The organism is Janibacter sp. UYMM211 (assembly GCF_040547045.1).
Lineage (GTDB): Bacteria > Actinomycetota > Actinomycetes > Actinomycetales > Dermatophilaceae > Marihabitans > Marihabitans melonis.
In genome coordinates, this window is the sequence record NZ_JBEPOY010000005.1 from 142,526 (window position 1) to 163,324 (window position 20,799).

Annotated in this window: 24 protein-coding genes; 12 read left to right on the forward strand and 12 right to left on the reverse strand. The window is 74.3% G+C overall.

Going from position 1 to position 20,799, the window contains the following annotated elements; all coding sequences use genetic code 11:
* Positions 1-24: 24 nt before the first annotated feature.
* The 4 genes from ABIB53_RS13755 to ABIB53_RS13770 all read right to left on the reverse strand — a co-directional run bounded on the left by ABIB53_RS13755 (position 25) and on the right by ABIB53_RS13770 (position 3,698).
* Complete coding sequence (locus ABIB53_RS13755; protein ID WP_191564659.1) at positions 25-561, reverse strand: thioredoxin domain-containing protein; 537 nt, start codon at positions 559-561, stop codon at positions 25-27.
* A gap of 160 nt (positions 562-721) precedes the next feature.
* Positions 722-1,432, reverse strand: a complete 711-nt coding sequence (locus tag ABIB53_RS13760; protein ID WP_354588704.1) for a GAF and ANTAR domain-containing protein — start codon at positions 1,430-1,432, stop codon at positions 722-724.
* A gap of 5 nt (positions 1,433-1,437) precedes the next feature.
* Positions 1,438-2,841, reverse strand: coding sequence for an MFS transporter (locus ABIB53_RS13765; RefSeq protein WP_354588578.1), 1,404 nt, complete (start codon positions 2,839-2,841; stop codon positions 1,438-1,440).
* Positions 2,842-2,858: 17 nt separating this feature from the next.
* On the reverse strand, positions 2,859-3,698 hold the full coding sequence (locus ABIB53_RS13770; RefSeq protein WP_354588579.1) for a DUF3152 domain-containing protein: 840 nt from the start codon (positions 3,696-3,698) through the stop codon (positions 2,859-2,861).
* A 36-nt stretch (positions 3,699-3,734) separates the two neighbouring features.
* On the opposite strand from ABIB53_RS13770, the gene ABIB53_RS13775 reads away from it, so the two are divergent.
* Positions 3,735-4,682: an aldo/keto reductase gene (locus ABIB53_RS13775; RefSeq protein WP_354588580.1), complete on the forward strand. Its 948-nt coding sequence runs from the start codon at positions 3,735-3,737 to the stop codon at positions 4,680-4,682.
* Positions 4,683-4,759: 77 nt separating this feature from the next.
* Here ABIB53_RS13775 and ABIB53_RS13780 read toward each other — a convergent pair whose 3' ends face one another.
* The gene (locus ABIB53_RS13780; protein ID WP_354588581.1) at positions 4,760-5,008 is read right to left on the reverse strand and encodes a DUF4287 domain-containing protein; all 249 of its coding nucleotides are present in this window, start codon (positions 5,006-5,008) and stop codon (positions 4,760-4,762) included.
* Between the two features lie 122 nt (positions 5,009-5,130).
* Here ABIB53_RS13780 and ABIB53_RS13785 point away from each other — a divergent pair, with 122 nt between their 5' ends.
* Positions 5,131-5,349, forward strand: coding sequence for a hypothetical protein (locus ABIB53_RS13785; protein WP_191564600.1), 219 nt, complete (start codon positions 5,131-5,133; stop codon positions 5,347-5,349).
* Positions 5,350-5,403: 54 nt separating this feature from the next.
* Here the strand turns inward: ABIB53_RS13785 and mgrA are convergent, their stop codons facing one another.
* A complete protein-coding gene (gene mgrA / locus ABIB53_RS13790) occupies positions 5,404-6,474 on the reverse strand; it encodes an L-glyceraldehyde 3-phosphate reductase (RefSeq protein WP_201464600.1) in 1,071 nt (356 codons plus the stop codon).
* 158 nt (positions 6,475-6,632) lie between these two features.
* Between mgrA and ABIB53_RS13795 the strand changes: the two genes are divergently transcribed.
* Positions 6,633-7,220, forward strand: coding sequence for a hypothetical protein (locus tag ABIB53_RS13795; RefSeq protein ID WP_354588582.1), 588 nt, complete (start codon positions 6,633-6,635; stop codon positions 7,218-7,220).
* Positions 7,221-7,242: 22 nt separating this feature from the next.
* Here the strand turns inward: ABIB53_RS13795 and ABIB53_RS13800 are convergent, their stop codons facing one another.
* Positions 7,243-8,166, reverse strand: coding sequence for an exodeoxyribonuclease III (locus ABIB53_RS13800; RefSeq protein ID WP_354588583.1), 924 nt, complete (start codon positions 8,164-8,166; stop codon positions 7,243-7,245).
* Positions 8,167-8,221: 55 nt separating this feature from the next.
* On the opposite strand from ABIB53_RS13800, the gene yaaA reads away from it, so the two are divergent.
* Together yaaA and arsC are read left to right on the forward strand one after the other, a co-directional pair.
* A complete protein-coding gene (yaaA, locus tag ABIB53_RS13805; RefSeq protein ID WP_354588584.1) occupies positions 8,222-8,998 on the forward strand; it encodes a peroxide stress protein YaaA in 777 nt (258 codons plus the stop codon).
* A 54-nt stretch (positions 8,999-9,052) separates the two neighbouring features.
* Complete coding sequence (arsC, locus tag ABIB53_RS13810; RefSeq protein WP_201464596.1) at positions 9,053-9,406, forward strand: arsenate reductase (glutaredoxin); 354 nt, start codon at positions 9,053-9,055, stop codon at positions 9,404-9,406.
* 35 nt (positions 9,407-9,441) lie between these two features.
* On the opposite strand, the gene gdhA is transcribed toward arsC, so the two are convergent.
* From gdhA to ABIB53_RS13825, 3 genes are read right to left on the reverse strand one after another with little or no spacing between them, the layout of a single operon-like run.
* Complete coding sequence (gdhA, locus tag ABIB53_RS13815; RefSeq protein WP_354588705.1) at positions 9,442-10,782, reverse strand: NADP-specific glutamate dehydrogenase; 1,341 nt, start codon at positions 10,780-10,782, stop codon at positions 9,442-9,444.
* A 17-nt stretch (positions 10,783-10,799) separates the two neighbouring features.
* Entirely contained in the window at positions 10,800-11,459 is a 660-nt protein-coding gene (locus ABIB53_RS13820; protein ID WP_354588585.1) for an SDR family oxidoreductase, read from the reverse strand.
* A gap of 29 nt (positions 11,460-11,488) precedes the next feature.
* Entirely contained in the window at positions 11,489-12,118 is a 630-nt protein-coding gene (locus tag ABIB53_RS13825) for a hypothetical protein (protein WP_354588586.1), read from the reverse strand.
* A 62-nt stretch (positions 12,119-12,180) separates the two neighbouring features.
* Between ABIB53_RS13825 and ABIB53_RS13830 the strand changes: the two genes are divergently transcribed.
* The 6 genes from ABIB53_RS13830 (at position 12,181) to ABIB53_RS13855 (ending at position 16,862) form a co-directional block, all read left to right on the forward strand.
* Entirely contained in the window at positions 12,181-12,885 is a 705-nt protein-coding gene (locus tag ABIB53_RS13830) for a M50 family metallopeptidase (protein WP_354588587.1), read from the forward strand.
* Between the two features lie 142 nt (positions 12,886-13,027).
* Positions 13,028-13,771, forward strand: coding sequence for an SDR family oxidoreductase (locus tag ABIB53_RS13835; RefSeq protein WP_191681897.1), 744 nt, complete (start codon positions 13,028-13,030; stop codon positions 13,769-13,771).
* A gap of 110 nt (positions 13,772-13,881) precedes the next feature.
* Entirely contained in the window at positions 13,882-14,883 is a 1,002-nt protein-coding gene (locus ABIB53_RS13840) for a DNA topoisomerase IB (protein WP_354588588.1), read from the forward strand.
* 61 nt (positions 14,884-14,944) lie between these two features.
* Positions 14,945-15,424, forward strand: coding sequence for a MarR family winged helix-turn-helix transcriptional regulator (locus ABIB53_RS13845; RefSeq protein ID WP_354588589.1), 480 nt, complete (start codon positions 14,945-14,947; stop codon positions 15,422-15,424).
* Positions 15,421-15,843, forward strand: a complete 423-nt coding sequence (locus ABIB53_RS13850; RefSeq protein ID WP_068271111.1) for an organic hydroperoxide resistance protein — start codon at positions 15,421-15,423, stop codon at positions 15,841-15,843. The genes ABIB53_RS13845 and ABIB53_RS13850 overlap by 4 nt, the downstream gene beginning before the upstream one ends.
* Entirely contained in the window at positions 15,843-16,862 is a 1,020-nt protein-coding gene (locus ABIB53_RS13855) for an NADP-dependent oxidoreductase (protein WP_502914651.1), read from the forward strand. Before ABIB53_RS13850 ends, ABIB53_RS13855 begins: the two co-directional genes overlap by 1 nt.
* A gap of 57 nt (positions 16,863-16,919) precedes the next feature.
* On the opposite strand, the gene ABIB53_RS13860 is transcribed toward ABIB53_RS13855, so the two are convergent.
* Positions 16,920-18,065: an NYN domain-containing protein gene (locus ABIB53_RS13860; RefSeq protein ID WP_354588591.1), complete on the reverse strand. Its 1,146-nt coding sequence runs from the start codon at positions 18,063-18,065 to the stop codon at positions 16,920-16,922.
* Between the two features lie 43 nt (positions 18,066-18,108).
* On the reverse strand, positions 18,109-18,888 hold the full coding sequence (locus tag ABIB53_RS13865) for an alpha/beta fold hydrolase (RefSeq protein ID WP_354588592.1): 780 nt from the start codon (positions 18,886-18,888) through the stop codon (positions 18,109-18,111).
* A gap of 52 nt (positions 18,889-18,940) precedes the next feature.
* On the opposite strand from ABIB53_RS13865, the gene ABIB53_RS13870 reads away from it, so the two are divergent.
* On the forward strand, positions 18,941-20,707 hold the full coding sequence (locus tag ABIB53_RS13870) for a GNAT family N-acetyltransferase (RefSeq protein WP_354588593.1): 1,767 nt from the start codon (positions 18,941-18,943) through the stop codon (positions 20,705-20,707).
* Positions 20,708-20,799: the final 92 nt, after the last annotated feature.

Consider the following 20,799-nt stretch of genomic DNA (forward strand, 5'->3'; position numbering starts at 1 on the left):
CCTAGCCGCGGGCGGCGAAGGGGGTCAGCCCGCCGGGTGCACCTGTCGCAAGGCTGCGTACAGCTCGCGTGCCGAGCTGCCCGGACCGGGGAGTCGATGGATGTCACGGCCGGCGAGGTAGTACAGGGCGTGGTCGGCCGGGTCGCCGAGGCAGCGGGCGATGTCGCGGTCCTCGGCGGCCATGCCCGCGACGGCGTCCGAGCCGACGAGGACGCGCACGGCCTCGGCGTCGAGACCGCGGCGGTCGGCGAGCTGGGCGACGACGCCGTGGTCGGCGAGGTCGAGGGCGTCGTCGAGGTGCGCGCGGCACACGTCCTCGACGACGCGCACGGGGTGCTCCGGGCTCGTCGCGAGGAGGGCGAGGACGGCGGTGCTCGCCGCGGCGGCGCGCTCGTCCTCGCCGGTGACGACGACCTCGACGGGCAGCTGGCCCTGGACGGCGTGGGCGATGTCGCGCACGACCCCGAGGTCGGCGCGGGTGACCGGGCTGCTCGGGTCGACGACCCACAGCAGCGTCGGCTCAGCGCGACGGGCGCGTCGCGACTCCCAGGTGATCGACACCGGTGCGGCTCTCCTTCGCGGGACCGTCGCGAGGGCCGACCGGGGGTGCCGAGGGCAGGGCCGACGGGGACGCTCGCGCGATCCCCGGTTGGCTTCAGGGCAGGGAGAGCATACGAAGGACGGGAGCCCTCGCGCGACTACCCGAAAGGATGTACCGGTGTCAGGACCGCCCGCTCGTGCCGGCGACGACGGAGGCGGCGATCTGGCGGAGCTTGACGTTCGTGCGTGACGACTGCTCTCGCAGCAGGTCGAAGGCCCGGGCCTCGTCGACCCCGTGCCGACCCATGAGGATCCCCTTCGCCTGCTCGATGACCGCGCGCGAGGCCACGGCCTGCTCGAGCTGGCCGACGAGCTCGGTGGCCTCCGCCAGCGCGATGCCGGAGGCGACGACCTCGGCGATGCGCCTCGCCGTCGCGCGCAGCATGGAGTCGTCGGCGTGCTCCACGGCGGACACGCTCGCAGCGTAGAGGTTGAGCGCGCCGTAGGACTCGCCGTCGACGAGGAGCGGGTAGGCGACGAGCCCGCGGGTCGGGGTGGGCTCGATCGCGGCGACGAAACGCGGCCAGCGCTCGGCGGCCTCGTCGAGGTCGGCCCGCACCGAGGTCATCGTGTCGTGGGCCTCGAGGCACGGGCCCTCGTCGAGCGAGTACTGCACCGCGTCGATCTGCAGGGTCATGGCGGTCGTGTAGGCGGCGGTGAAGGGTCGCTCCCCGCACACGACGGTCACGCCGACGGCGTCGCACCCGGGGATCGCCGCCCGCACCGTGTGGACGACGCCGCTGAGGTACTCCTGGAGGTCGTCGAGGGTGCGCAGCACCGCTCCGACGCGCTCGACGAGCGGGGCGTCGCCGCTCGTCGTCTCGGTCTTCATCTCGCTCACAGTCCCGGACCGTACTCCGCGGACCCCCCGGTCCGCTCCCCCTCGCCGCCGTGCGGCCGGGACGCAGCCCCCTTGCCCGCACGTCGTTCCCGCAGCAACCGGGGCAGGTCGGCCTCCGGCACGTCGTAGCGCAGGAGGGGCAGCATCGCGGCGGCGCTGCTCAGCGCGGGCACGATCGTGAGCCAGCGCCACAGCTCCTCGCGCATCGAGGGGGTGACCTCGACCCCCTTCGCGTAGCCGACGGCGCTCACCGCGACGCCGAAGACGAGGGTGGCCAGGGCGCCCCCGAGCTTCGTGACGAAGGTCAGCCCGGCGAAGGAGGCGCCGTCGACCCGCTCGCCGGTGCGGATCTCGGCGAGGTCGGAGGTGTCGGCGACGAGGAGGGTCTGGGTGACGGCATGCACGCCGTTGCACAGGCCGACGAGCGCGAAGAGCGCGGCGACGAGCGGCAGCGAGCCCGGTCCGACGGCGAGCAGGACCAGGCCTGTCGCCGACATCGCCGAGAGCGCGAGCAGGGCGGTGCGTCGACGGGTCGAGCGCCGCAGCACGCGGGGGGCGAGCGCGGCGCCGACGACGACCCCGGCGACGAGCGCCCCGCCGAGCGTCGTGAAGACCTCGACCCCGCCGAAGACGACGCTCGCGACGACCGCGCCGCCCACCTGCACGACGAGCTGGCCGAAGCCGAGCACCCCGGAGAGTAGGACGAGGAGCAGGGGGCGGTTGTACAGGTAGCCCCGGGCGGAGGTGCGAAGGGGGATGGGCGCTCGGTCGTGGGCGACCCGCTCGGTCGTCGCGAAGAAGGCGAGCGAGTACAGGCCCATGCCGACGAGGGCGACGACCAGCGCGGCCCGGCTCCATCCCTGCGCGGTGACCTCGGGCCCGGCGCTCAGGGCGAGGGCGAGAGGGGCGCCGGCGAGGGTCGCGACCGCGAGCCCAAGCATCGCCGCCGCCCGGGCCCACGCGACGAGCCGGCTGCGGCTCTCGTCGTCGGTCGCGACGACCGCGGTGAGCGACCACAGCGGCACGTCGCACGCCGTGTAGGTGATGCCCCACAGCAGGTAGACGACGGCGACGAGGGCGACCTGGGCACCCTCGCCGATGTCCGGCACGCTGAAGAGTGCCCACGTGAGCAGCGCGACCGGGAGCGCGGTGAGCAGCACGTAGGGCCGGTAGGTGCCCCACCGGGTGCGGGTGCGGTCGACGACGAGGCCGACGAGGAGGTCGTCGACGGCGTCCCAGACGCGGATCGCGGCGATGGTCGCCGTGAGCACGACGACCGCGCGCTCGGAGAGCCCGACGGTGTCGTAGAGGTAGACGAGCAGGTAGAGCCCGAGGAAGGTGTAGACGAGGTTCTGCCCGGCCACGGCGACGGCGAAGCCGAGCCTCTCCCGCACCCCCATCGCGGCAGGCTAGCCGCTCAGCGCAGCACGGAGCCGTCGCCGACGGGGTAGGGCCACGACCAGCAGCGACCGACGCCGAGGGTCTGCTGCATCATCACCGGGGCGCGGCGGCCGGCACCGGCGCACTCCTCGTGGCCGTAGCCCAGGCCGTGGCCGACCTCGTGGTTGACGAGATAGGTGCGGTAGTCGGCCAGACGACCCTTGTAGGCGGGCGCGCCGGTGAGCCAGCGACGGCTGTTGAGCACGACCCTGCCGCCCTGCCAGCACGACACCTCGCCGCGGGTCTGCAGCGGGGCGCACAGCCGGTCGGTGGTCTGCGGGCTGGCCAGGGTGATCCGGATCTGCACCGGCTCGCCACGGGCGACCCGCCAGGCCGGCACGTGGACGAAGCGGATGCCGTCGGCGCCCCGCCAGCCGCGCCGGTCGACGAGCGTGCTGCGCACGACCCGGGCGAGCTCGTCGAGGTCGACGCCGAGGCCCTGCTCGGCCTGCAGGCTCCACCGCACGACGCGCCCGTCGCCGCCGGGGTCCGCCCCGCTCACCGAGACGGGGGCGAGACGGCCGTTGCCGCTCTCGACGACCCGGGGGTCGGCGGGGGTGGGCGACGCGGTGGCCGGGGGGACGTCCTCCCCCTTCGGGCCCGAGGTCGCCGTCGGGCCGCCCGCCGGCGGGCCGGCCGCCGAGGTGGACGACGACGACGAGGACGTCGAGGCGACCGGCTGCGCTCCCTGGCCCGGACCGGCGCTGCGGGTCGCGAGGACGGCGAGGACGAGCCCGACGACGGTGAGGGCGACGAGGACGACCCAGCCCCGGTCCCGCGAGGGGGCCGGCGGCTCCTGCTCGGCCGGGGTCGTCACGCGTCGAGCCTAGGCGCTGGCCTCTACGGTGCGGGTATGAGCATCGACCAGCTGGTCCTCGGGACCATGTACTTCGGCACGCGGGTGGAGCAGGGCACGGCCCACGACCTCATGGACCGCTTCGTCGACGCGGGAGGGCGGATGATCGACACCGCCGACGCCTACTCCTTCTGGACGAGCGAGTCCGGGCGGGGCGGGCAGTCCGAGGAGTGCGTCGGCGAGTGGCTCACCTCGCGGCCCGGCATGCGCGCCCGGGTCGAGCTGGCGACGAAGGTCGGGGCCGAGCCGGACCACCCCTTCGACGGCGAGATCCGCCGGACGGTCGGGCTCGGGCGCGACCACGTGCGCTCGGCGGTCGAGGCCTCGCTGCGCCGGCTGCGCACCGACGTCGTCGACGTCTACTGGGCCCACGTGCCCGATGAGCGCACCCCGGTCGAGGAGGTCGCGCGCACCTTCGGCGAGGTCGTCGCCGAGGGCTCGGCCCGACGGGTGGGGATGTCGAACTTCCCCGTGTGGCAGGTCGAGCGGGCGCGTGCGGTGGCCGTCGCCGCGGGTCTGCAGCCCGTCGACGCGCTCCAGCTGCACACGTCCTACGTCTCGCCCCGGCCCGGTGCCGCCGTGCCGGGCAAGGACAACCCGTACGGCTGGGTGGGGGTCGACACCCTGTCCTACCTCGACGCGCACCCGGGCACCGAGCTGTGGGTCTACAGCCCGCTCGTCCAGGCGAGCTACACCCGGCGCGCCGAGCGGCCCTTCCCCGAGGCCTACGACCACCCGGGGACCACCGCCCGTCTCGCCGTCCTCGACGCGGTCGCCGACGAGAGCGGGCTCGACGCCGGTCAGGTCGTCCTCGCATGGATGCTCGCGCGCGGGTGGCGGCCGATCGTCGGTGTGAGCACCGCCGAGCAGCTCGACTCGGCGCTCGTCGCCGCGCGCGCCGAGCTCGCCCCGGAGCAGCTCGAGCGGCTCGACGCCCCCGCCTGAGCGGGGACGCGGGCCCGCGCGAGCGGGTGGACCCGCCCCGCCCCGCCCCTGGGACAGGACGCGGCTGGGTCGGCCGGTCAGCCGTCCTGGGCGGCCCGGACGTAGGCGACGACGGCGTTGGCATGCCCGTGGCCGAGGCCGTGCTCCTGCTTGAGCATGCCGACCACCTCCATGTGAGTGCGGGTCTCGAGCGCGTCGGCGGCCATGTCGAGCCAGCCCTGCACCGGCCGGTCGTACGTCCGCTCGATCGCCGGGAAGTACGAGGCGGGACCCGTGACCTTCTCGCCCTCGCCGATGACGGGGGCCTGGACTCGATGAGTCGTCATGCCGTGAGGCTAGCGAGCACCTCGTCGCGGCGTCACACGAAGCGCACAGCCGACCCACAAGGCCCCGCCCCAGAGTCGGTCGTGCCGCCACCACCGGCGGACCGACCGATGAGGAGATCGTCATGGCCCACCGCACCGCCCGCACCGCAGCCCGGCTCGCCGGAGCCGTCCTCACCGCCTCGGCCGTGGCCGTCGTCGGCCCCGCGGCCGTCCCGGCCTCCGCGGCCGGAGTGGTCCAGCTGGGGCACTCGCCGACCCCGACCTACGCCACCGTCGCCACGGCGAGCGCCGGGCCGGCCGAGCTGCCGCGCTCCGACGTGCGGGTCGTCCGGGTCCGCTGAGCCGACCCCCTTCGCGCTGTCAGAGGCGTGCCGTCCACGACGTGCCGTCCCGCCTCAGTGCGCGCTGCTCGGCGCCCAGAGGTTGATCCCGGCCTCGACCGCGTGCTGGTCGATCGCCGTGAGCTCCTCGGTCTCGAAGTCGAGCGACCCGAGCGCGTCGAGGCTGCTGTCGAGCTGCTCGACGCTGCTGGCTCCGACGAGCGCGGAGGTGACCCGCGGGTCGCGCAGCACCCACGACAGCGCGAGCTGGGCCAGGCTCTGGCCGCGGTCCTGCGCCATAGAGTTCAGCGCCCGCACGTGGGCGAGCGCGGAGTCGGTGAGCAGCGAGGGGTCGAGCGACTTGCCCTGCGCGGCCCGCGATCCCTCGGGGATGCCGTCGAGGTACTTGTCGGTGAGCATCCCCTGGGCGAGCGGGCTGAAGGCGATGCAGCCCACGCCCTCGACGCCGAGGACGTCGAGCAGGTCCTCCTCGACCCAGCGGTTGAGCATCGAGTAGCTCGGCTGGTGGATGAGCAGCGGGGTCCCGAGGTCGCGCAGGATCGCGATGGCCTCGCGGGTGCGCGGCCCCGAGTAGCTGGAGATGCCGACGTAGAGCGCCTTGCCCGCCCGCACGACCGAGTCCAGCGCACCCATCGTCTCCTCGAGCGGGGTCGTCTCGTCGAAGCGGTGGCTGTAGAAGATGTCGACGTAGTCGAGCCCCATCCGCTGCAGCGACTGGTCGAGGCTGGAGATCAGGTACTTGCGCGAGCCGCCGCCCTGGCCGTACGGACCGGGCCACATGTCGTAGCCGGCCTTGCTGCTGATGACGAGCTCGTCGCGGTAGCGGCGGAGGTCGCGCTCGAGGTGCACCCCGAAGTTGCGCTCGGCCGAGCCGTACGGCGGGCCGTAGTTGTTCGCGAGGTCGAAGTGGGTGACGCCGCGGTCGAAGGCACGTCGCAAGATGTCGCGCTGGCGATCCATCGGCACGTCGTCGCCGAAGTTGTGCCACAGCCCGAGCGAGATCGCCGGCAGGTCCAGGCCCGAGGCCCCGCACCGTCGGTAGACCATCCCCGTGCCGCTCGTCGCGGCGGCGCCGTGCGCGTAGCGGCCCGCAGCCGCCTGGTACTCGTCCACTCGGTAGGTCATGGCCGCCATCCTCTCGCCGTCGGCGCGGGCGAAGGGGGTGAGCGCCCCCCTTCGTCCAGGGTCACCCCGAACCGGTCGGCGACCTGCGACGTCGTAGGAGGAGAGCCCGCAGGGGGCTCGCGGCGCCCGCCCGGGCGCCGGAGAGGAAGGGGAACGCCATGCGTCATCACCTCATCACCGCCACGGCCGCGCTCGGTCTGCTCGCGCTCGCCGCGCCCGCCGCCACCGCCGCGCCATCAGCAGCGGCCCCGTCGGCAGGCAGCGGCGCGACCGCGCCGACGTGCAGCGGCAGCGAGGTCACCTCACGGCTGCGTTCGGGCTGGGCCCTGCCCGACCGGGCCCGCCGCACCGCCGAGGCGATCCGCACCGACACCGTCGGCTGCCGCCAGGACGCCCTCGTGTGGCGCACGACCCGTGACCGCACTCGGCTGAGCTTCGGGATCACCACCCCGCGCCAGGCGTGGGCGCTGCCCGACGACCCGGAGCACCGCTACGGCTGGACGGCCGTCGCCATGGGTACGCAGTGGGGCACGCAGAAGACCGCCTACGCGACCTACCGCGTGTGGCCCCGAGTCGCGACCCCGTACTGGGCCGACAGCGACGCCGCGTGGGACGAGGTCGTCGACGCCGGTCTGCTGACGCCCGCCCAGGCGGAGCAGATGCGCGAGGCCGGCACCGGGTACATGGGCTGGCGGGTCGGCGTCAGCGACGGCGGGAAGTGGATGTTCGACATCGCGGGCGACTGACCGCCCCGCCCCGGCTCCGAGGTCAGGTCGCGTAGTCGACGACGACGGGCGCGTGGTCGCTCACGCGCGCGTCGGCGGACGGCTCGCGGTCGACCCCGGCGGCCACGGCCGTCCGCGCCAGCCGCGGGGTGGCGAGGTGGTAGTCGATGCGCCAGCCGACGTCCTTGGCGAAGGCCTCGCCCATCCACGACCACCACGAGTACGGGCCGTCGGCCGGACCGACGTGCGAGCGCAGCACGTCGACGAGGGTGCGCGGCCCGATGAGCGCGTCGATCCACTCGCGCTCCTCGGGCAGGAAGCCCTCGGACTGGCGGGCCCGGCGCCAGTTGCGCACGTCGTGCTCGAGATGGGCGACGTTGAGGTCGCCCATGAGGAGGAAGTCCCGCCCGGCGGCGAGCGCCGCCTTGCGCGAGCGGGCGAGCTGGCGCGCGAAGGCGTCCATGAAGTGCATCTTGCGCTCGTAGCGGGCGCCGCCGTCGGGGGCCTCGCGCATCCGGCCCGGCTTCTGCAGCTCGGCCGGCAGACCCCCCTTCGGCAGGTAGAGCGAGGCGACCGTGAGGGGACGGTCGGCGAGGTCGACCTCGACGTATCGGCCCTCGGTCGCGTAGCGCGAGATGCCGCGGGCGAGGGTGCCTGGCGGCGCCTCGACGACGTGCTGCTCCTGGCCCGGGGCGATGACGACGGCGGTGCCGTCCCACGTGCGCACGGCGGTCGGGGCCTCGCGGGTGAGCACGGCGACGCCGTTGCGGCCGGGGATCTGCCCCGGCTCGTAGACGCAGTGGAGGTCGCCGAAGGCGCCCTCGGGGATCGCCGCAGCGGGCGCCCGGACCTCCTGGAGGGCGACGACGTCGGGGTCGCGGCGGGCAAGCCACTCGCCGAAGCCGCGGCGGTGCGCGGCCCGGATGCCGTTGACGTTGTACGACGCGACGCGAAGGGAGGAGCTCACTGCCCCATCCTCACCGACGTCGCCGACAGCCGGCCCGGCCGGGTAGCGTCGTGGCGTGCTCGCGCTGCTCTCCCCCGCCAAGTCCCTCGACCTCGACTCGCCGCTGCCGACGCGCAAGCACACGCAGCCGCGGATGCTCGAGCAGGCCGAGCGGCTCGTCGAGGTCATGCGCACGAAGTCGCCGGAGGAGATCGGCGACCTCATGGACATCTCCCCCGAGCTCGGGCGGCTCAACGCGCAGCGCTACGAGGACTTCGAGACGCCCTTCACGACGAAGAACGCCCGGCCGGCGATCTACCTCTTCGACGGCGACGTCTACCGCGGGATGGACGCGCGCGAGCGCTTCGACGCCCGGGACCTCACCGAGGCGCAGAAGGTCGTGCGCATCCTCTCCGGGCTCTACGGGGTGCTCCGCCCGCTCGACCTCGTCCAGCCCTACCGGCTCGAGATGGGCACGCGCCTGGCGACGGAGCGCGGCGACTCGCTCTACGCGTGGTGGGGCTCGCAGATCACCGACCTCGTCGCCGCCGACCTCGCCGAGTCTCCCGGTCCGGCGGTCGTCGTCAACCTCGCCTCGCAGGAGTACGCGGGCTCGGTCGACCTCGACGCGCTCGACGCGCGGGTCGTCACGCCTCGCTTCGAGGACCAGGACCGCTCCGGGCGGTGGCGCGTCATCTCCTTCCCCGCCAAGCGGGCCCGCGGCGAGATGGCTGCGTGGATGGTGCAGCACCGGGTGCGCTCGGTGCGGGCTCTGCGCGACTTCGACGGCGGCGGGTACCGCTTCGAGCCGTCGGTCTCGAGCAGCGACGTCCCCGTCTTCCGCCGCGGCTGAGCCGGTCGCCGACCCGCCGCACCGAAGGGGGTCCGCGGCCCTATCGTCGGTGCCATGGCTGAGATCACGCTTCTGCACAACCCGCGCTGCTCGACCTCCCGGCACGCGGTGGAGGTCGCCGAGGCGGCCGGCGCCGACGTCGAGGTCGTCCAGTACCTCAAGGACCCGCTCGACGAGACCGCGCTGCGCGAGCTCGCCGGCAAGCTCGAGGACCCGGTGACCGACCTCGTGCGGCGCGACAGCCACTTCAAGCAGCTGGGCCTGGGCGAGGACGACGTCGCGAGCGAGGACCAGGTCGTCGCCGTGCTCGTCGACCACCCCCGCCTGCTCCAGCGCCCCGTCCTCGTCCGCGGCGACCGCGCGATCATCGGCCGGCCGAAGGACCGCGTGCAGTCCTTCCTCGGCTGAGCGGTCCGGGTCTCTAGACCACCGAGGCGGACGGCTCAGACGACGCCGAGGGCGACCATCGCGTCGGCGACGCGGAGGTAGCCGCCGAGGTTGGCGCCCATGACGTAATTGCCCGGGTCGCCGTACTCGTCGGCGGTCGCGACGCACTGCTCGTGGATCGAGGTCATGATCTCGCGCAGCCTGTCCTCGGTCTCCTCGAAGCCCCATGACTCGCGGCTGGCGTTCTGCTGCATCTCCAGCGCGCTCGTCGCGACCCCGCCGGCGTTGCTCGCCTTGCCGGGCGCGTAGAGCACACCCGCGTCGCGCAGCACCTCGACGGCGTCGGTCGTGCACGGCATGTTCGCGCCCTCGGCGACCAGCCCGACCCCGTGCTCGACGAGCGTCTTCGCGTCACGCCCGGTGAGCTCGTTCTGGGTCGCGCACGGCAGGGCGATGTCGCACGGCACGTCCCAGATCGACCCGTCCGCGACGTGGTGGGCCGAGGCCCCCTTTGCGCTGACGTACTCGGTGAGCCGCTCGCGCCGCTGCTCCTTGATCTCCTGCAGCAGGGCGACGTCGATCCCGGACTCGTCGACGACGTAGCCGCCGGAGTCGGAGACGGCGACGACCGTCGCACCGAGCTGCTCGGCCTTCTGCGCGGCGTACGTCGCGACGTTGCCCGACCCGGAGATGACGACGCGCTTGCCGTCGAAGGAGTCGCCGCGGGTCGCGAGCATCTCCTGCGCGAAGTAGACGGTGCCGTACCCCGTGGCCTCGGTGCGCACCCGGGAGCCGCCCCACGACAGGCCCTTGCCGGTGAGCACCCCGGACTCGTAGCGGTTGGTGATCCGCTTGTACTGACCGAAGAGGTACCCCAGCTCGCGCGCCCCGACGCCGATGTCGCCGGCCGGCACATCCGTGTACTCGCCGATGTGGCGGTGCAGCTCGGTCATGAAGGACTGGCAGAAGCGCATGACCTCGCCGTCGCTGCGTCCCTTCGGGTCGAAGTCCGAGCCGCCCTTGCCGCCGCCGATCGGCAGACCGGTGAGCGCGTTCTTGAAGACCTGCTCGAAGCCGAGGAACTTGACGATCGAGATGTTCACGCTGGGGTGGAAGCGCAGCCCGCCCTTGTACGGCCCGAGCACCGAGCTGAACTCGACGCGGAAGCCGCGGTTGATCTGCACCTCGCCGGCGTCGTCGACCCACGGGACGCGGAAGATGATCTGCCGCTCGGGCTCGCACATCCGCTTGAGCACCGACCACTGGGCGTAGTCGGGCCGGCGGCCGGCGATGGGGCTCAGCCTGAGCATGAGCTCCTGGACGGCCTGGAGGAACTCGGGCTCGCCGGGGTTGCGCGCCGTGACGAGGTCGAGCTGGGTCTGGAGTCGGGGGTGCAGGTCGGGCACGTCGGTCCTCAGCCCGCGCGGTGGGCGGCGAGCGCCTCGGCAACCGGGGTGTCACCGGTGTTGAACTCCACGGTGACCCCGCCCAGGCGCGCGCCCTCGCGGACGGTCCCGGCGATGACGGCGGCGACGTCGGCCCGCGGGACGTGACCGCCCTCGGTCGCGTCGGCGTCGATCCGCCCCGTGCCGGGGTCGAGGGTGAGCCCGCTCGGGCCGAGGATCGTCCACGTGAGCCGGCTCGAGCGCAGGTGCTCGTCGGCCTCGGCCTTGGACTGGGCGTAGGCGTAGAAGCCGTCGTCCTCGGGGACGCCGTGGTCGAGCCCGGCGCCGTAGTAGCTGACCATGACGTAGTGCCCGACGCCGGCGCGGGCCGCGGCGTCCATGCTGCGCACGGCGGCATCGCGGTCGACGGCGTAGGTGCGCTCGGGGCTGCCACCGCCGGCACCAGCCGACCACACGAGGACGTCGACGCCCTCGAGCAGCTCGGCCATCGCGTCGGTGTCGAGCTCCTGGACGTCGGCGACCTCCGGGTCGGCACCGGTGGCGGCGACCTCGTCGGCGTGGTCGGGGTTGCGGATGAGCGAGGTGACGCGGTGCCCGTCCGCGACGAGGAGAGGGGCGGCCAGCAGGGCGACCTTGCCGTGTCCGCCGATGATGAGCACGTGTGCCATGAGGGTCCTTCCGCAGGGGATCGGGTCCCTCACGACCCTACGACCTCGCTGCGCACGATCGTCGTGCGCACCCTCGTCAGGCTCGGCGTGCGGGGGGTGCTGCTGAAGCCGAAGCGCGGCGGCGGGTCCACCGGGGCGAGTCGGCCGAGGTCGACGCCGCGCCAGCTGCCCGCGACGGCCTCGACGGCGTGCTGGTCGCGCGCGCCGTAGTACTCGCGGCGCCCGCCCCCGGCGGTGCCGACCGTGCGCACCCCGGGGTGGAGGAGACGGGCGAAGGGGTCGGCGAGGACGGCGACGGGACGGCTCGTCGCGAGCGCGGTGGGGATCGGGCGCAGCAGCCGGCCGGTCGCGGTGCGCCCGCCGAGGACGACGTCGAGGACGAGCTCGCCCGCGCTGACGTGCCACCTGCGGCTCGCACCGTCGCCGGTGTCGCGCACGGTCACCGGGCAGTGGACGACCTCGTCGAAGTTGTAGGTCTGCGAGACGTACTCGGCGACCGCCTCGTCCGGGGCGAGCAGCACCCGCTGGTCGTCGGCGGTGGCGAGCATGACGTCGGCGAAGGCGCCGAGCGGCGAGCCCTCCCAGCGCCCCACGACGACCCGGACCCCGGAGGTCGTGCCGACGCCGAGGATGGCGCCGTCGAAGCGATCGATGGCCATCTCGTCATCCTCGCACCGAGGGGCCCCAGGGAGCGGTCAGGGGGCAGCCCTACGGTGACCCCGTGGAGTGGGCCGATCTCGCGCAGCGCTGGTCCCCTGCGGCGCGCACCGAGCTGCTCGCGCCCCAGGGGGTCCTCGTCGTCCTCGCGGTCACCGCGGTCGCCGTCGGCTGGGCCCCCGCCTGGCGGGTCCTGCGGCTCGGCGTGACGCTCGTCCACGAGCTCGGGCACGCCGTCGTCGGGGTCCTCTCCGGTCGCCGCTTCACCGGCTTCGTCCTGCGCCCCGACATGTCGGGCCACACGGTGACCGTCGGGCGCCCGCGCGGCCCGGGCCTGGCCGCGACGACGTGGGCCGGCTACCCCGCGCCAGCCGTCGCGGGGGCGGTGCTCGTGCTCGCCGCCGCCCGCGGCTGGGCCGCGCCGGTGCTCACCCTGACCCTCCTCGCCCTGCTCGTCTCCCTCGTCTACGTGCGCTCGGCCCTCACCGGTGTCGTCGTCCTCGCCGTCCTCGCCGCGGGCGGCTCGCTGTGGTGGTGGCGGGACGACGTGGTGCAGCAGCACGTGCTCGTCGGCCTGGGCCTGCTCCTGCTCGTCGGGGCGTGGCGTCACCTCGGTGCCACCGTCCGCTCCCACGACGCGGGCAGCGACTCCTCGGCGATGGCCCGGCTCACCAGCGTGCCGGGGGCCGTGTGGCAGGGCAGCTTCGCGCTCGTGTGCGCCGGCGCCACCTGGGCGAGCGGCGCCGCGCTCCTCGCCGCCTGGGGCTGAGCCGCACCGACACCCCGTCCTGCCGACTCGGTCGCTGCCCCGTACGTACGGGGCAGCGACCAAGTCTCCGATCGACATGCCCTGCGCCTCACCCGCACGACCCGCGTCGAGGTCTCGGCCACCCGGTCCTAGGCTCGCGCCCATGACCTCACGTGGCGTGGCAGTGGTGACCGGGGCGAGCAGCGGGATCGGCAAGGCGTGCGCGCAGCGCCTCGCCGCCGACGGGTACGACGTGGTCCTCGCCGCCCGCCGCACCGAGCGCGTCGAGGCGCTCGCGGCCGAGATCGGCGGGCGCGCGGTGACGTGCGACGTGACGAAGCCCGACGACGTCGCGGCGCTCGCCGAGGCTGCGGGGCCGCAGGTCACCCTCCTCGTCAACAACGCCGGCGGTGCCCTCGGGCTCGAGCCGGTCGCCGAGGCCGACCTCGACGCGTGGCGCGCGATGTACGAGACGAACGTCATCGGGACGGTCGCCGTGACCAAGGCGCTGCTGCCCGCCCTCCGTGCCGGCCGCGGGACGGTCGTCATGATCACCTCCGTCGCGGCGCTCGTCGCCTACGAGGGCGGCGCCGGGTACTGCGGGGCGAAGGCCGCCGAGGCCTTCGTCGCGGACACCCTGCGGCTCGAGCTCAACGGCGAGCCGGTGCGGGTGTGCGACATCGCCCCGGGGATGGTCCGCTCGGACGAGTTCTCGCTCGTGCGCTTCGACGGCGACCAGGCCAAGGCCGACGCGGTCTACGCGGGCGTCGAGGAGCCGCTGACCCAGGAGGACATCGCCGAGTGCGTGTCGTGGGTCGCCGGGCTCCCCCACCACGTCAACATCGACAAGCTCACCGTGCGCCCGCTCGCGCAGGCCGCGGCGCACAAGGTGCACCGCACGAGCTGACGGTCAGAGCCGGCGCCGACCTCCGACCCGACGCAGCGCCCTTGCTCAACCCTGGACGACCCCCCTTCGTGCCAGCCGTCTGAGGCCTGCGGCGCGCCATCATCGGGCAGATGAGGCTGCGGACCGTGTCGCCGAGCGCGAAGGGGTGGACCCGCCGGCGTGCCGGGCGGGGCTTCTCCTACGTCGACGCGGACGGGCAGCGGCTGCCGGCCGAGGAGGTCGCGCGGATCCGGGCGCTCGCCATCCCGCCCGCGTGGGAGCAGGTGTGGATCTCCCCCTTCGCCAACGGGCACATCCAGGCCGTCGGCACCGACGCGGCCGGGCGGCGGCAGTACCTCTACCACCCGCACTGGCGCGAGAAGCGCGACGCCGCGAAGCACGACCGGGTGCTCGCCGCGGCGGCCCGGCTCCCGCGTGTGCGCAAGCAGCTCGCTCTCGACCTCGCGCTCGACGGCATGCCGATCACGCGGGCGACGGCGACCGCGGTACGCCTGCTCGACCTCGGCTACTTCCGGATCGGCAGCGAGAGCTACACCGACGAGCACGGGTCCTTCGGGCTGACGACGCTGCAGCGCACGCACGTGCGCCGGGCGAAGGGGGCGCTGCTCTTCACCTTCGTCGGCAAGGGCGGTATCCAGCAGTCGATCACCGTCGAGGACGTCGACGTCGCCGCCTCGCTGCAGGTGATGCGCGGCCGACGCGGCGGGTCCGACCGCCTGCTCGTCTACAAGGACGGGCGGCTGTGGAGCGACCTCGACGCCGCGATGGTCAACGGCTACCTCGCCGAGCTCTTCCGCGGCGAGGTGACGGCCAAGGACTTCCGCACGTGGCACGCGACGGTGCACGCGGCCGTCGCCCTCGCGCAGTCGAGCGAGGACGGCCTGACCCAGGCCTCACGTCGCCGGGCCATCAAGCAGGCCGTCGAGCAGGTCGCCGACTACCTCGGCAACACCCCGACGATCGCGCGGACGTCCTACATCGACCCGCGGGTCATCGACCTCTACGAGGAGGGCCGCGTCCTCACGGTCCCCCGCGCCCGGCGCCCGCGCACCCCCGCCCAGGAGCAGGCCGTCGTCGAGCGCGCCGTCCGCGCCCTCCTCGCCGAGGCGTAGCAGCGCCCCTCCCTGCGAACCTAAGTTGCGCACAACTCAGTTGTGTGCAATCTTTATCTCCATGGCCGACTCCCACCCCCTCGACGAGCAGCTCTGCTTCGCCCTGTACTCGGCGTCGCGGGCGGCGACCTCGGCCTACCGGGAGTCGCTCGCCGACCTCGGGCTGACCTACACGCAGTACGTCACCCTCCTCGCCCTGTGGGAGCGCGACGGCCAGGCCGTCTCCGAGCTCGGCACCGCGCTCCGCCTCGACAGCGGCACGCTCTCGCCCCTGCTCACCCGCATGGTCTCGCTCGGCCTCGTCGAGCGTCGTCGCGAGAGCACCGACGCCCGTCAGGTCACCGTGCACCTCACCGAGCACGGCCTTGAGCTCGAGCACGAGATCGCCGCCCTGCAGCGGCGCGTCTTCGCGGCCGTCGACATGACCCCCGACGAGCTGAGCATGCTGCGCAGCCTCGCCCGCCGCTTCTGCGACGCGGCCTCCGGCGCCCCCGCCGACCAGACCACCACCCCCTCGCCCCACGAAGGAGCATCATCATGAAGACCCTCTACACCGCCGAGGCCCTGGCCACCGGCGCCGGCCGCGACGGCCACGCCCGCACCGCGGACGGCAGCCTCGACCTCGACATGGCCATCCCCACCGAGATGGGCGGCAGCGGCCAGGGCGCCAACCCCGAGCAGCTCTTCGCGCTCGGCTATGCGGCCTGCTTCCACTCCGCGCTCCAGGCCGTGGCCCGCCGCACGAAGGCCGACGTCAGCAACTCCTCCGTCGGCTCGCGCGTCCACATCGGCCCGACCGACGACGGCGGCTTCCAGCTCGCCGTCGAGCTCGAGGTGACCCTCCCGGCCCTCGACGCCGACGCCGCCCAGCAGCTCGCCGACGCCGCGCACCAGGTGTGCCCGTACAGCAACGCGACCCGCGGCAACATCGACGTGACCGTCACGGTCGCCCAGGACTGATGCCCGTGACCTCCTCGACCCCCACCAGCACCCGCCAGGTCGTCCTCGCCTCCCGCCCGAAGGGAGAGCCCACGCCCGACGACTTCCGCGTCGAGACCGTGGACCTCCCCGAGCTCGCCGAGGGCGAGATCCTCGTGCGCACGACCGTCATGTCGGTCGACCCGTACATGCGCGGCCGGATGGACGACCGCGACTCCTACGTCGCCCCCTTCGCCGTCGACGGCCCCCTCGACGGCGGCGCCGTCGGCGAGGTCATCGCCTCGCGCTCGGACGCCGTCTCCGTCGGCCAGCACGTCGTCCACGGCCTGGGCTGGCGCGAGCACGCCGTGCTGCCCGCCGCGCGCGTCCGCGTCGTCGACACCGACGCAGCCCCCACCTCCGCCTACCTCGGCGTCCTCGGCATGACCGGTCTGACCGCGTACGCGGGCCTGACCGCCGTCGCCGAGATGAAGGAGGGCGACGTCGTCTTCGTCTCCGGCGCCGCCGGTGCCGTCGGCTCCGTCGTCGGTCAGGTCGCGAAGGCGCTCGGCGCCTCGAAGGTCATCGGCTCGGCCGGCAGCGCCGAGAAGGTCGCCCGTCTGCGCGAGCTCGGCTTCGACGAGGCCTTCAGCTACCGCGACAAGCCGGTCCGCGAGAGCCTGCGCGAGGCCGCTCCGAACGGCATCGACGTCTACTTCGACAACGTCGGCGGCGACCACCTCGAGGCCGCGATCGGCAGCCTCAACCTCTTCGGCCGCGTGGCCATGTGCGGCGCGATCGCGCAGTACAACTCCACCGAGCCGACCCCCGGCCCGCGCAACCTCGCGATCGCCATCGGCCGCAACCTCACCCTGCGCGGCTTCATCGTCGGGCACTACGAGCACCTCGCGGCCGAGTACCGCGAGCGCGCGACGCAGTGGCTCGCCGACGGGCAGCTGCAGGCCGACGAGACCTTCCGCGACGGCCTCGGCGCCGCACCGCAGGCCTTCATCGACCTGCTCGGCGGGGCCAACACGGGCAAGATGCTCGTCCGCCTCTAAAGGCTCACGCCTCACCGCACCACCCCGGGCGCGTCCGCCGGGTGACCCCACGTCGGGTCACTCCATGCGGACGCGCCCGACGTGCACCCAGAAGCGGTCGCGCAGGTGCTGACGGGCCTCGTCGTCGACGTGGTGGTCCTGGGTGCGGCTCGCGAGGTCGACGAGCAGGGCCCGGTCGAGCTCGGCGGGCAGGGTCGGCGCCGCGCGCCGCAGCTCGGCGAGCTGCTCGGGCGTCGAGGTCGCGCACCACGACGCGACGAGACGCTTCGCGACGCCGTCGACGACCTCCTCGGTGACCCCGAGCTCGGGGTCGACGGCGACCTCCATGTGCATGTCTGCCCCGGGCAGCACGAGCGCGGTCGCCCGCCGCCGGGCGAAGACCGCGGGGCTCGGCAGACCCGGCCGCGGCGCCCCGTCCGTCGCGGGCGAGGGCGTCGCCTCGGCCGCGGCCACCGGCACGGGAGCGGGCGAAGGGGGAGCGGGCGAAGGGGGTGCCGTCCCCGTCTCGACGGGGTCGGCGGCCGGCTCGCCCGGGCCCTCCTCCTCCACCGCCGCGGGCATGACCTCGTCGACGCCCTCGGGCGCGACGGCCGCGCACTCCTCCTCGAGGGTCTCCCCCTTCGCCCCCTCGGGGAGCAGCTCCTCGGGGATCGCGACGGAGCGCACGGTGGCCTCGATCGTCTCGGGCCCGACGAGCAGCAGCCCGTCGACCGCGCGGCGCAGGTGCTTCGAGACGCCGTGGGGGCGGCCGGCGCGGTCGGCGACGGCGAGCAGGACGACCTGCACCCCGTGGCTCTGCGCCTCCTCGACGGCCTCGGTGAGGTCGTCGTCGCCGGAGACGAGGTAGACGGCGTCGGCGACGCGGTTGCGGCCCTGGATCGCGAGGTCGAGCCCGATCCGGATGTCGACGCCCTTCTGGTCGCCGGAGTACGACAGCCGGCCCAGGCGCAGCTTGACCCGCGGGAGCAGGCCGATCTCCTCCTGCTGGTAGTCGGGCATCCCGCCGGGGCGGGCGCCGGAGTCGTACCAGTTGACCCGGAGCAGCGGCAGACCGGAGTCGGTCTCGGCCTGCTCGACGAGACGGGCGATGAGGGTCGGGTAGTCGACGACCACCCCGCGGCGCAGCGAGCTGCCGGTGACGTACGTCGCCGCCGAGGCGAGCAGGTAGCCGACGTCGACGTGGACCGCGCAGTAGGACCTCATGGGGTCACCTTCCCACCTCGACGACCCCCGCCGAGGCGAGTGCTCAGCGCGTCTCGAGGACCTGCTCGTGGAGCATCGCCGGCCACTGCGCGACGTCCTGCGGGGTGCGCGCGAGGACGAGCCGGCTGCCCTGCACCAGGCCCGCGATCGCCTCCGCCGAGCTCACCGGGTGGGCCGGGTCGTCGACCCACGCCATGACCGTCGTCGGCACCGCCACCCGCGCGACGACCTCGCGCGGCGGCAGGTCGGTGAGGGCCGCGCCGCGGAAGAGCGTCGGCAGCAGCTCCTCGGGCACGTCGGGCTGGGTGATCGGGGTGCCGACGGTCGCCGGCGGTCGCGGCGCGAGCGCCCCGAGGGCGGCGAAGGTCTCGAAGCCCTGCTGCTCGACGACGTCGGCGCTCGCGCGGTACTCGGCGGCCCGCGCGGCCCGCGTCTCCCACGCCGTCGCGGGCACGACGAGGGTGAGCCCGCGGAAGCGCCCGGGGTCGAGGGCGATCGCGTGCAGGAGGGTGCCGCAGCCCATCGACGGCCCCACTCCGTGGACCGCCTCGCCGGGGAAGACGTGGTCGAGCAGCGCGAGCAGGTCGTGCGCGAGTGGGTCCCACCGGTAGTCCTCGGGCACGGCCCGGCCGGTCGAGCGTCCGTGACCACGGGCGTCGTAGCGCAGCAACCGGGTGCCGCTCAGCCCGAGGCCGAGGTCGACCCCGAGCAGACGGTCGCGGTAGCGGCTCGACGTCAGGCCGTGGAGCTGGACGACCGGGGCGCCGCCCTCGTCGCTCAGCTCCCAGTCGAGCTCGGCACCGGGGAGGGCGAAGCGCGGCACGGTGGCTCCTGTCGTCGTCCTCGGGCGTGAGGTGAGGCATAGGGTACGGCGCATGCGGCTGACCAACATCGCGCAGCTGCGACTGCCCTTCGGGCACCTCAGCGGGTACGACCTCGACGTCGTGCCGACCGACCGGCTGCGGCCGATCTCCTTCGACCAGCGCCGGCACGTCGGCGAGGGCGAGCGCCCCGGGTCGTGGATGGCGCTGTCCTTCCGCCTGCCCCAGTCGCCCCCGGCCGACGAGCTCGCCGCCGCGTGGCGTGCCGTCGTCCAGCGGCACGGGACGCTGCGCACGGTCGCCGAGCCCGGGCCGGACGGTCCGGTGCTGCGCGAGGTCGAGATCGGGGACGGGCGCTGGGTCGAGCACCCCGTCGCCCCGGGCCAGGCCGTCGAGGACGCCCTGCGCCGCGTCCTCGACGCGACGTGCACCCCCTTCGCCCGGCCCTCGCACCGCCTGTGCCTGCTCGAGACCGCCGACGGCCCGACGGTCGTCGTCGCCGCCGACCACTCGCACGTCGACATGTGGTCGATGCTCGTCCTCGCCCGCGACCTGCTCGCCGCGCTCGAGGCCGTGCGCGGCGGACGGACCCCCTTCGCCGGAATGCCCAAGCCGCCCGACTTCGCCGAGCACACGGCTGCCCTCGCCGAGCGGCCGCCGGTCGACGACGACCTGCGGGCGCGGTGGGCCGAGGTGATGCGCGGCGCCGGCGGGGTCATGCCGTGCTTCCCGCTGCCGCTCGGACCTGGCGACTCCCCGCAGCCCGAGCGCGTCGAGGTGCGCGACGTCCTCGACGTCGACGCGAGCGCGGCCCTCGGGGTGCGCGCCGCCGAGGAGGGCGTCTCGACGCTCTCGCTCGTCGTCGCCGCGATGACCCGGGTGACGCGCGAGCTCGCCGACCGGCCGCTGCGCGCGGTCTTCCCCGTGCACAGCCGCTACGAGCCGCGATGGCACGACTCCGCCGGGTGGTTCATCACGAACTCGGTGCTCACGAGCGCCGACCCCTCCCCCCGCGCCGCCGCCGCAGCCGTGCGCGAGGCCGTGCGGCTCGGGTCCTGCTCGCTCGCCGACGTCCTCGGCGAGGACATGCCGACCGCGCCGGGGATGTTCGCCATCTCCTGGCTCGACCTGCGCCGGCTGCCGGTGCGCGTCGACTCGCGCGGGCTGCAGGCGCAGTACGTCGGGGCCGCGATCCGCACCGACGGCGTCATGCTGTGGTTCGTCCTCGACGAGTCGGGGCTGCACCTGCGCTGCCGCTACCCCGACACCGACGAGGCCCGCCACCACGTCGGGAGGTGGCTCGACCGGCTCGTCACCGAGCTGCGCGCCGAGGCCAGCGAGGCGGTCGGCGGTCTGCTCAAGGTCGGCGGACGCCGCTACCGGGTGCAACGGGCCCGGCGCACCGACGTGCCGGCCGTCGTCGGGCTGCTCTCCGACGACCCGATCGCGGCCGTGCGCGAGAGCCCCGAGCTCGCCCGCTACGAGGCCGCCTACGACGTCATCGCCGGCGACCCGGCGCAGTACCTCGCGGTCGTCCGCGACGACGAGGGCACGGTCGTCGCGACGGTGCAGCTGAGCGTCGTGCCCGGGCTGTCGCGGGCGGGGGCCACCCGCCTCGAGCTCGAAGGGGTCCGCGTCGCCTCCCCCTGGCGCGGCCGGGGCATCGGGACGGCGATGCTCGCCTGGGCCCACGACCACGGCCGGGCGCGCGGTGCCTCGCTGGCGCAGCTCGCGACCGACACCGACCGTGTCGACGCCCACCGCTTCTACGCGCGCCTGGGCTACGAGGCCACCCACGTGGGGATGAAACTGCCCCTCTGACCCCTTCGCCGGGCGTCCCGCCGCACTGCAACCCGCTCCCCCCGGCTACAAAAGGCTGCTGGCTGGGTCTTGATGTGCCAGGACCCTTTCGA

Bases quoted from the DNA above. Each gene is read 5' to 3' on its own strand.
- ABIB53_RS13845 (WP_354588589.1), top strand. From the start codon at position 14,945: ATGGCCGACTCCCACCCCCTCGACGAGCAGCTCTGCTTCGCCCTGTAC.
- ABIB53_RS13760 (WP_354588704.1), bottom strand. From the start codon at position 1,432: ATGAAGACCGAGACGACGAGCGGCGACGCCCCGCTCGTCGAGCGCGTC.
- ABIB53_RS13840 (WP_354588588.1), top strand. From the start codon at position 13,882: ATGAGGCTGCGGACCGTGTCGCCGAGCGCGAAGGGGTGGACCCGCCGG.
- ABIB53_RS13775 (WP_354588580.1), top strand. From the start codon at position 3,735: ATGAGCATCGACCAGCTGGTCCTCGGGACCATGTACTTCGGCACGCGG.
- ABIB53_RS13820 (WP_354588585.1), bottom strand. From the start codon at position 11,459: ATGGCACACGTGCTCATCATCGGCGGACACGGCAAGGTCGCCCTGCTG.
- ABIB53_RS13860 (WP_354588591.1), bottom strand. From the start codon at position 18,065: ATGAGGTCCTACTGCGCGGTCCACGTCGACGTCGGCTACCTGCTCGCC.
- ABIB53_RS13765 (WP_354588578.1), bottom strand. From the start codon at position 2,841: ATGGGGGTGCGGGAGAGGCTCGGCTTCGCCGTCGCCGTGGCCGGGCAG.
- ABIB53_RS13825 (WP_354588586.1), bottom strand. From the start codon at position 12,118: ATGGCCATCGATCGCTTCGACGGCGCCATCCTCGGCGTCGGCACGACC.
- arsC (WP_201464596.1), top strand. From the start codon at position 9,053: ATGGCTGAGATCACGCTTCTGCACAACCCGCGCTGCTCGACCTCCCGG.
- mgrA (WP_201464600.1), bottom strand. From the start codon at position 6,474: ATGACCTACCGAGTGGACGAGTACCAGGCGGCTGCGGGCCGCTACGCG.
- ABIB53_RS13855 (WP_502914651.1), top strand. From the start codon at position 15,843: ATGCCCGTGACCTCCTCGACCCCCACCAGCACCCGCCAGGTCGTCCTC.
- ABIB53_RS13785 (WP_191564600.1), top strand. From the start codon at position 5,131: ATGGCCCACCGCACCGCCCGCACCGCAGCCCGGCTCGCCGGAGCCGTC.
- ABIB53_RS13780 (WP_354588581.1), bottom strand. From the start codon at position 5,008: ATGACGACTCATCGAGTCCAGGCCCCCGTCATCGGCGAGGGCGAGAAG.
- ABIB53_RS13870 (WP_354588593.1), top strand. From the start codon at position 18,941: ATGCGGCTGACCAACATCGCGCAGCTGCGACTGCCCTTCGGGCACCTC.
- ABIB53_RS13850 (WP_068271111.1), top strand. From the start codon at position 15,421: ATGAAGACCCTCTACACCGCCGAGGCCCTGGCCACCGGCGCCGGCCGC.
- ABIB53_RS13795 (WP_354588582.1), top strand. From the start codon at position 6,633: ATGCGTCATCACCTCATCACCGCCACGGCCGCGCTCGGTCTGCTCGCG.
- ABIB53_RS13835 (WP_191681897.1), top strand. From the start codon at position 13,028: ATGACCTCACGTGGCGTGGCAGTGGTGACCGGGGCGAGCAGCGGGATC.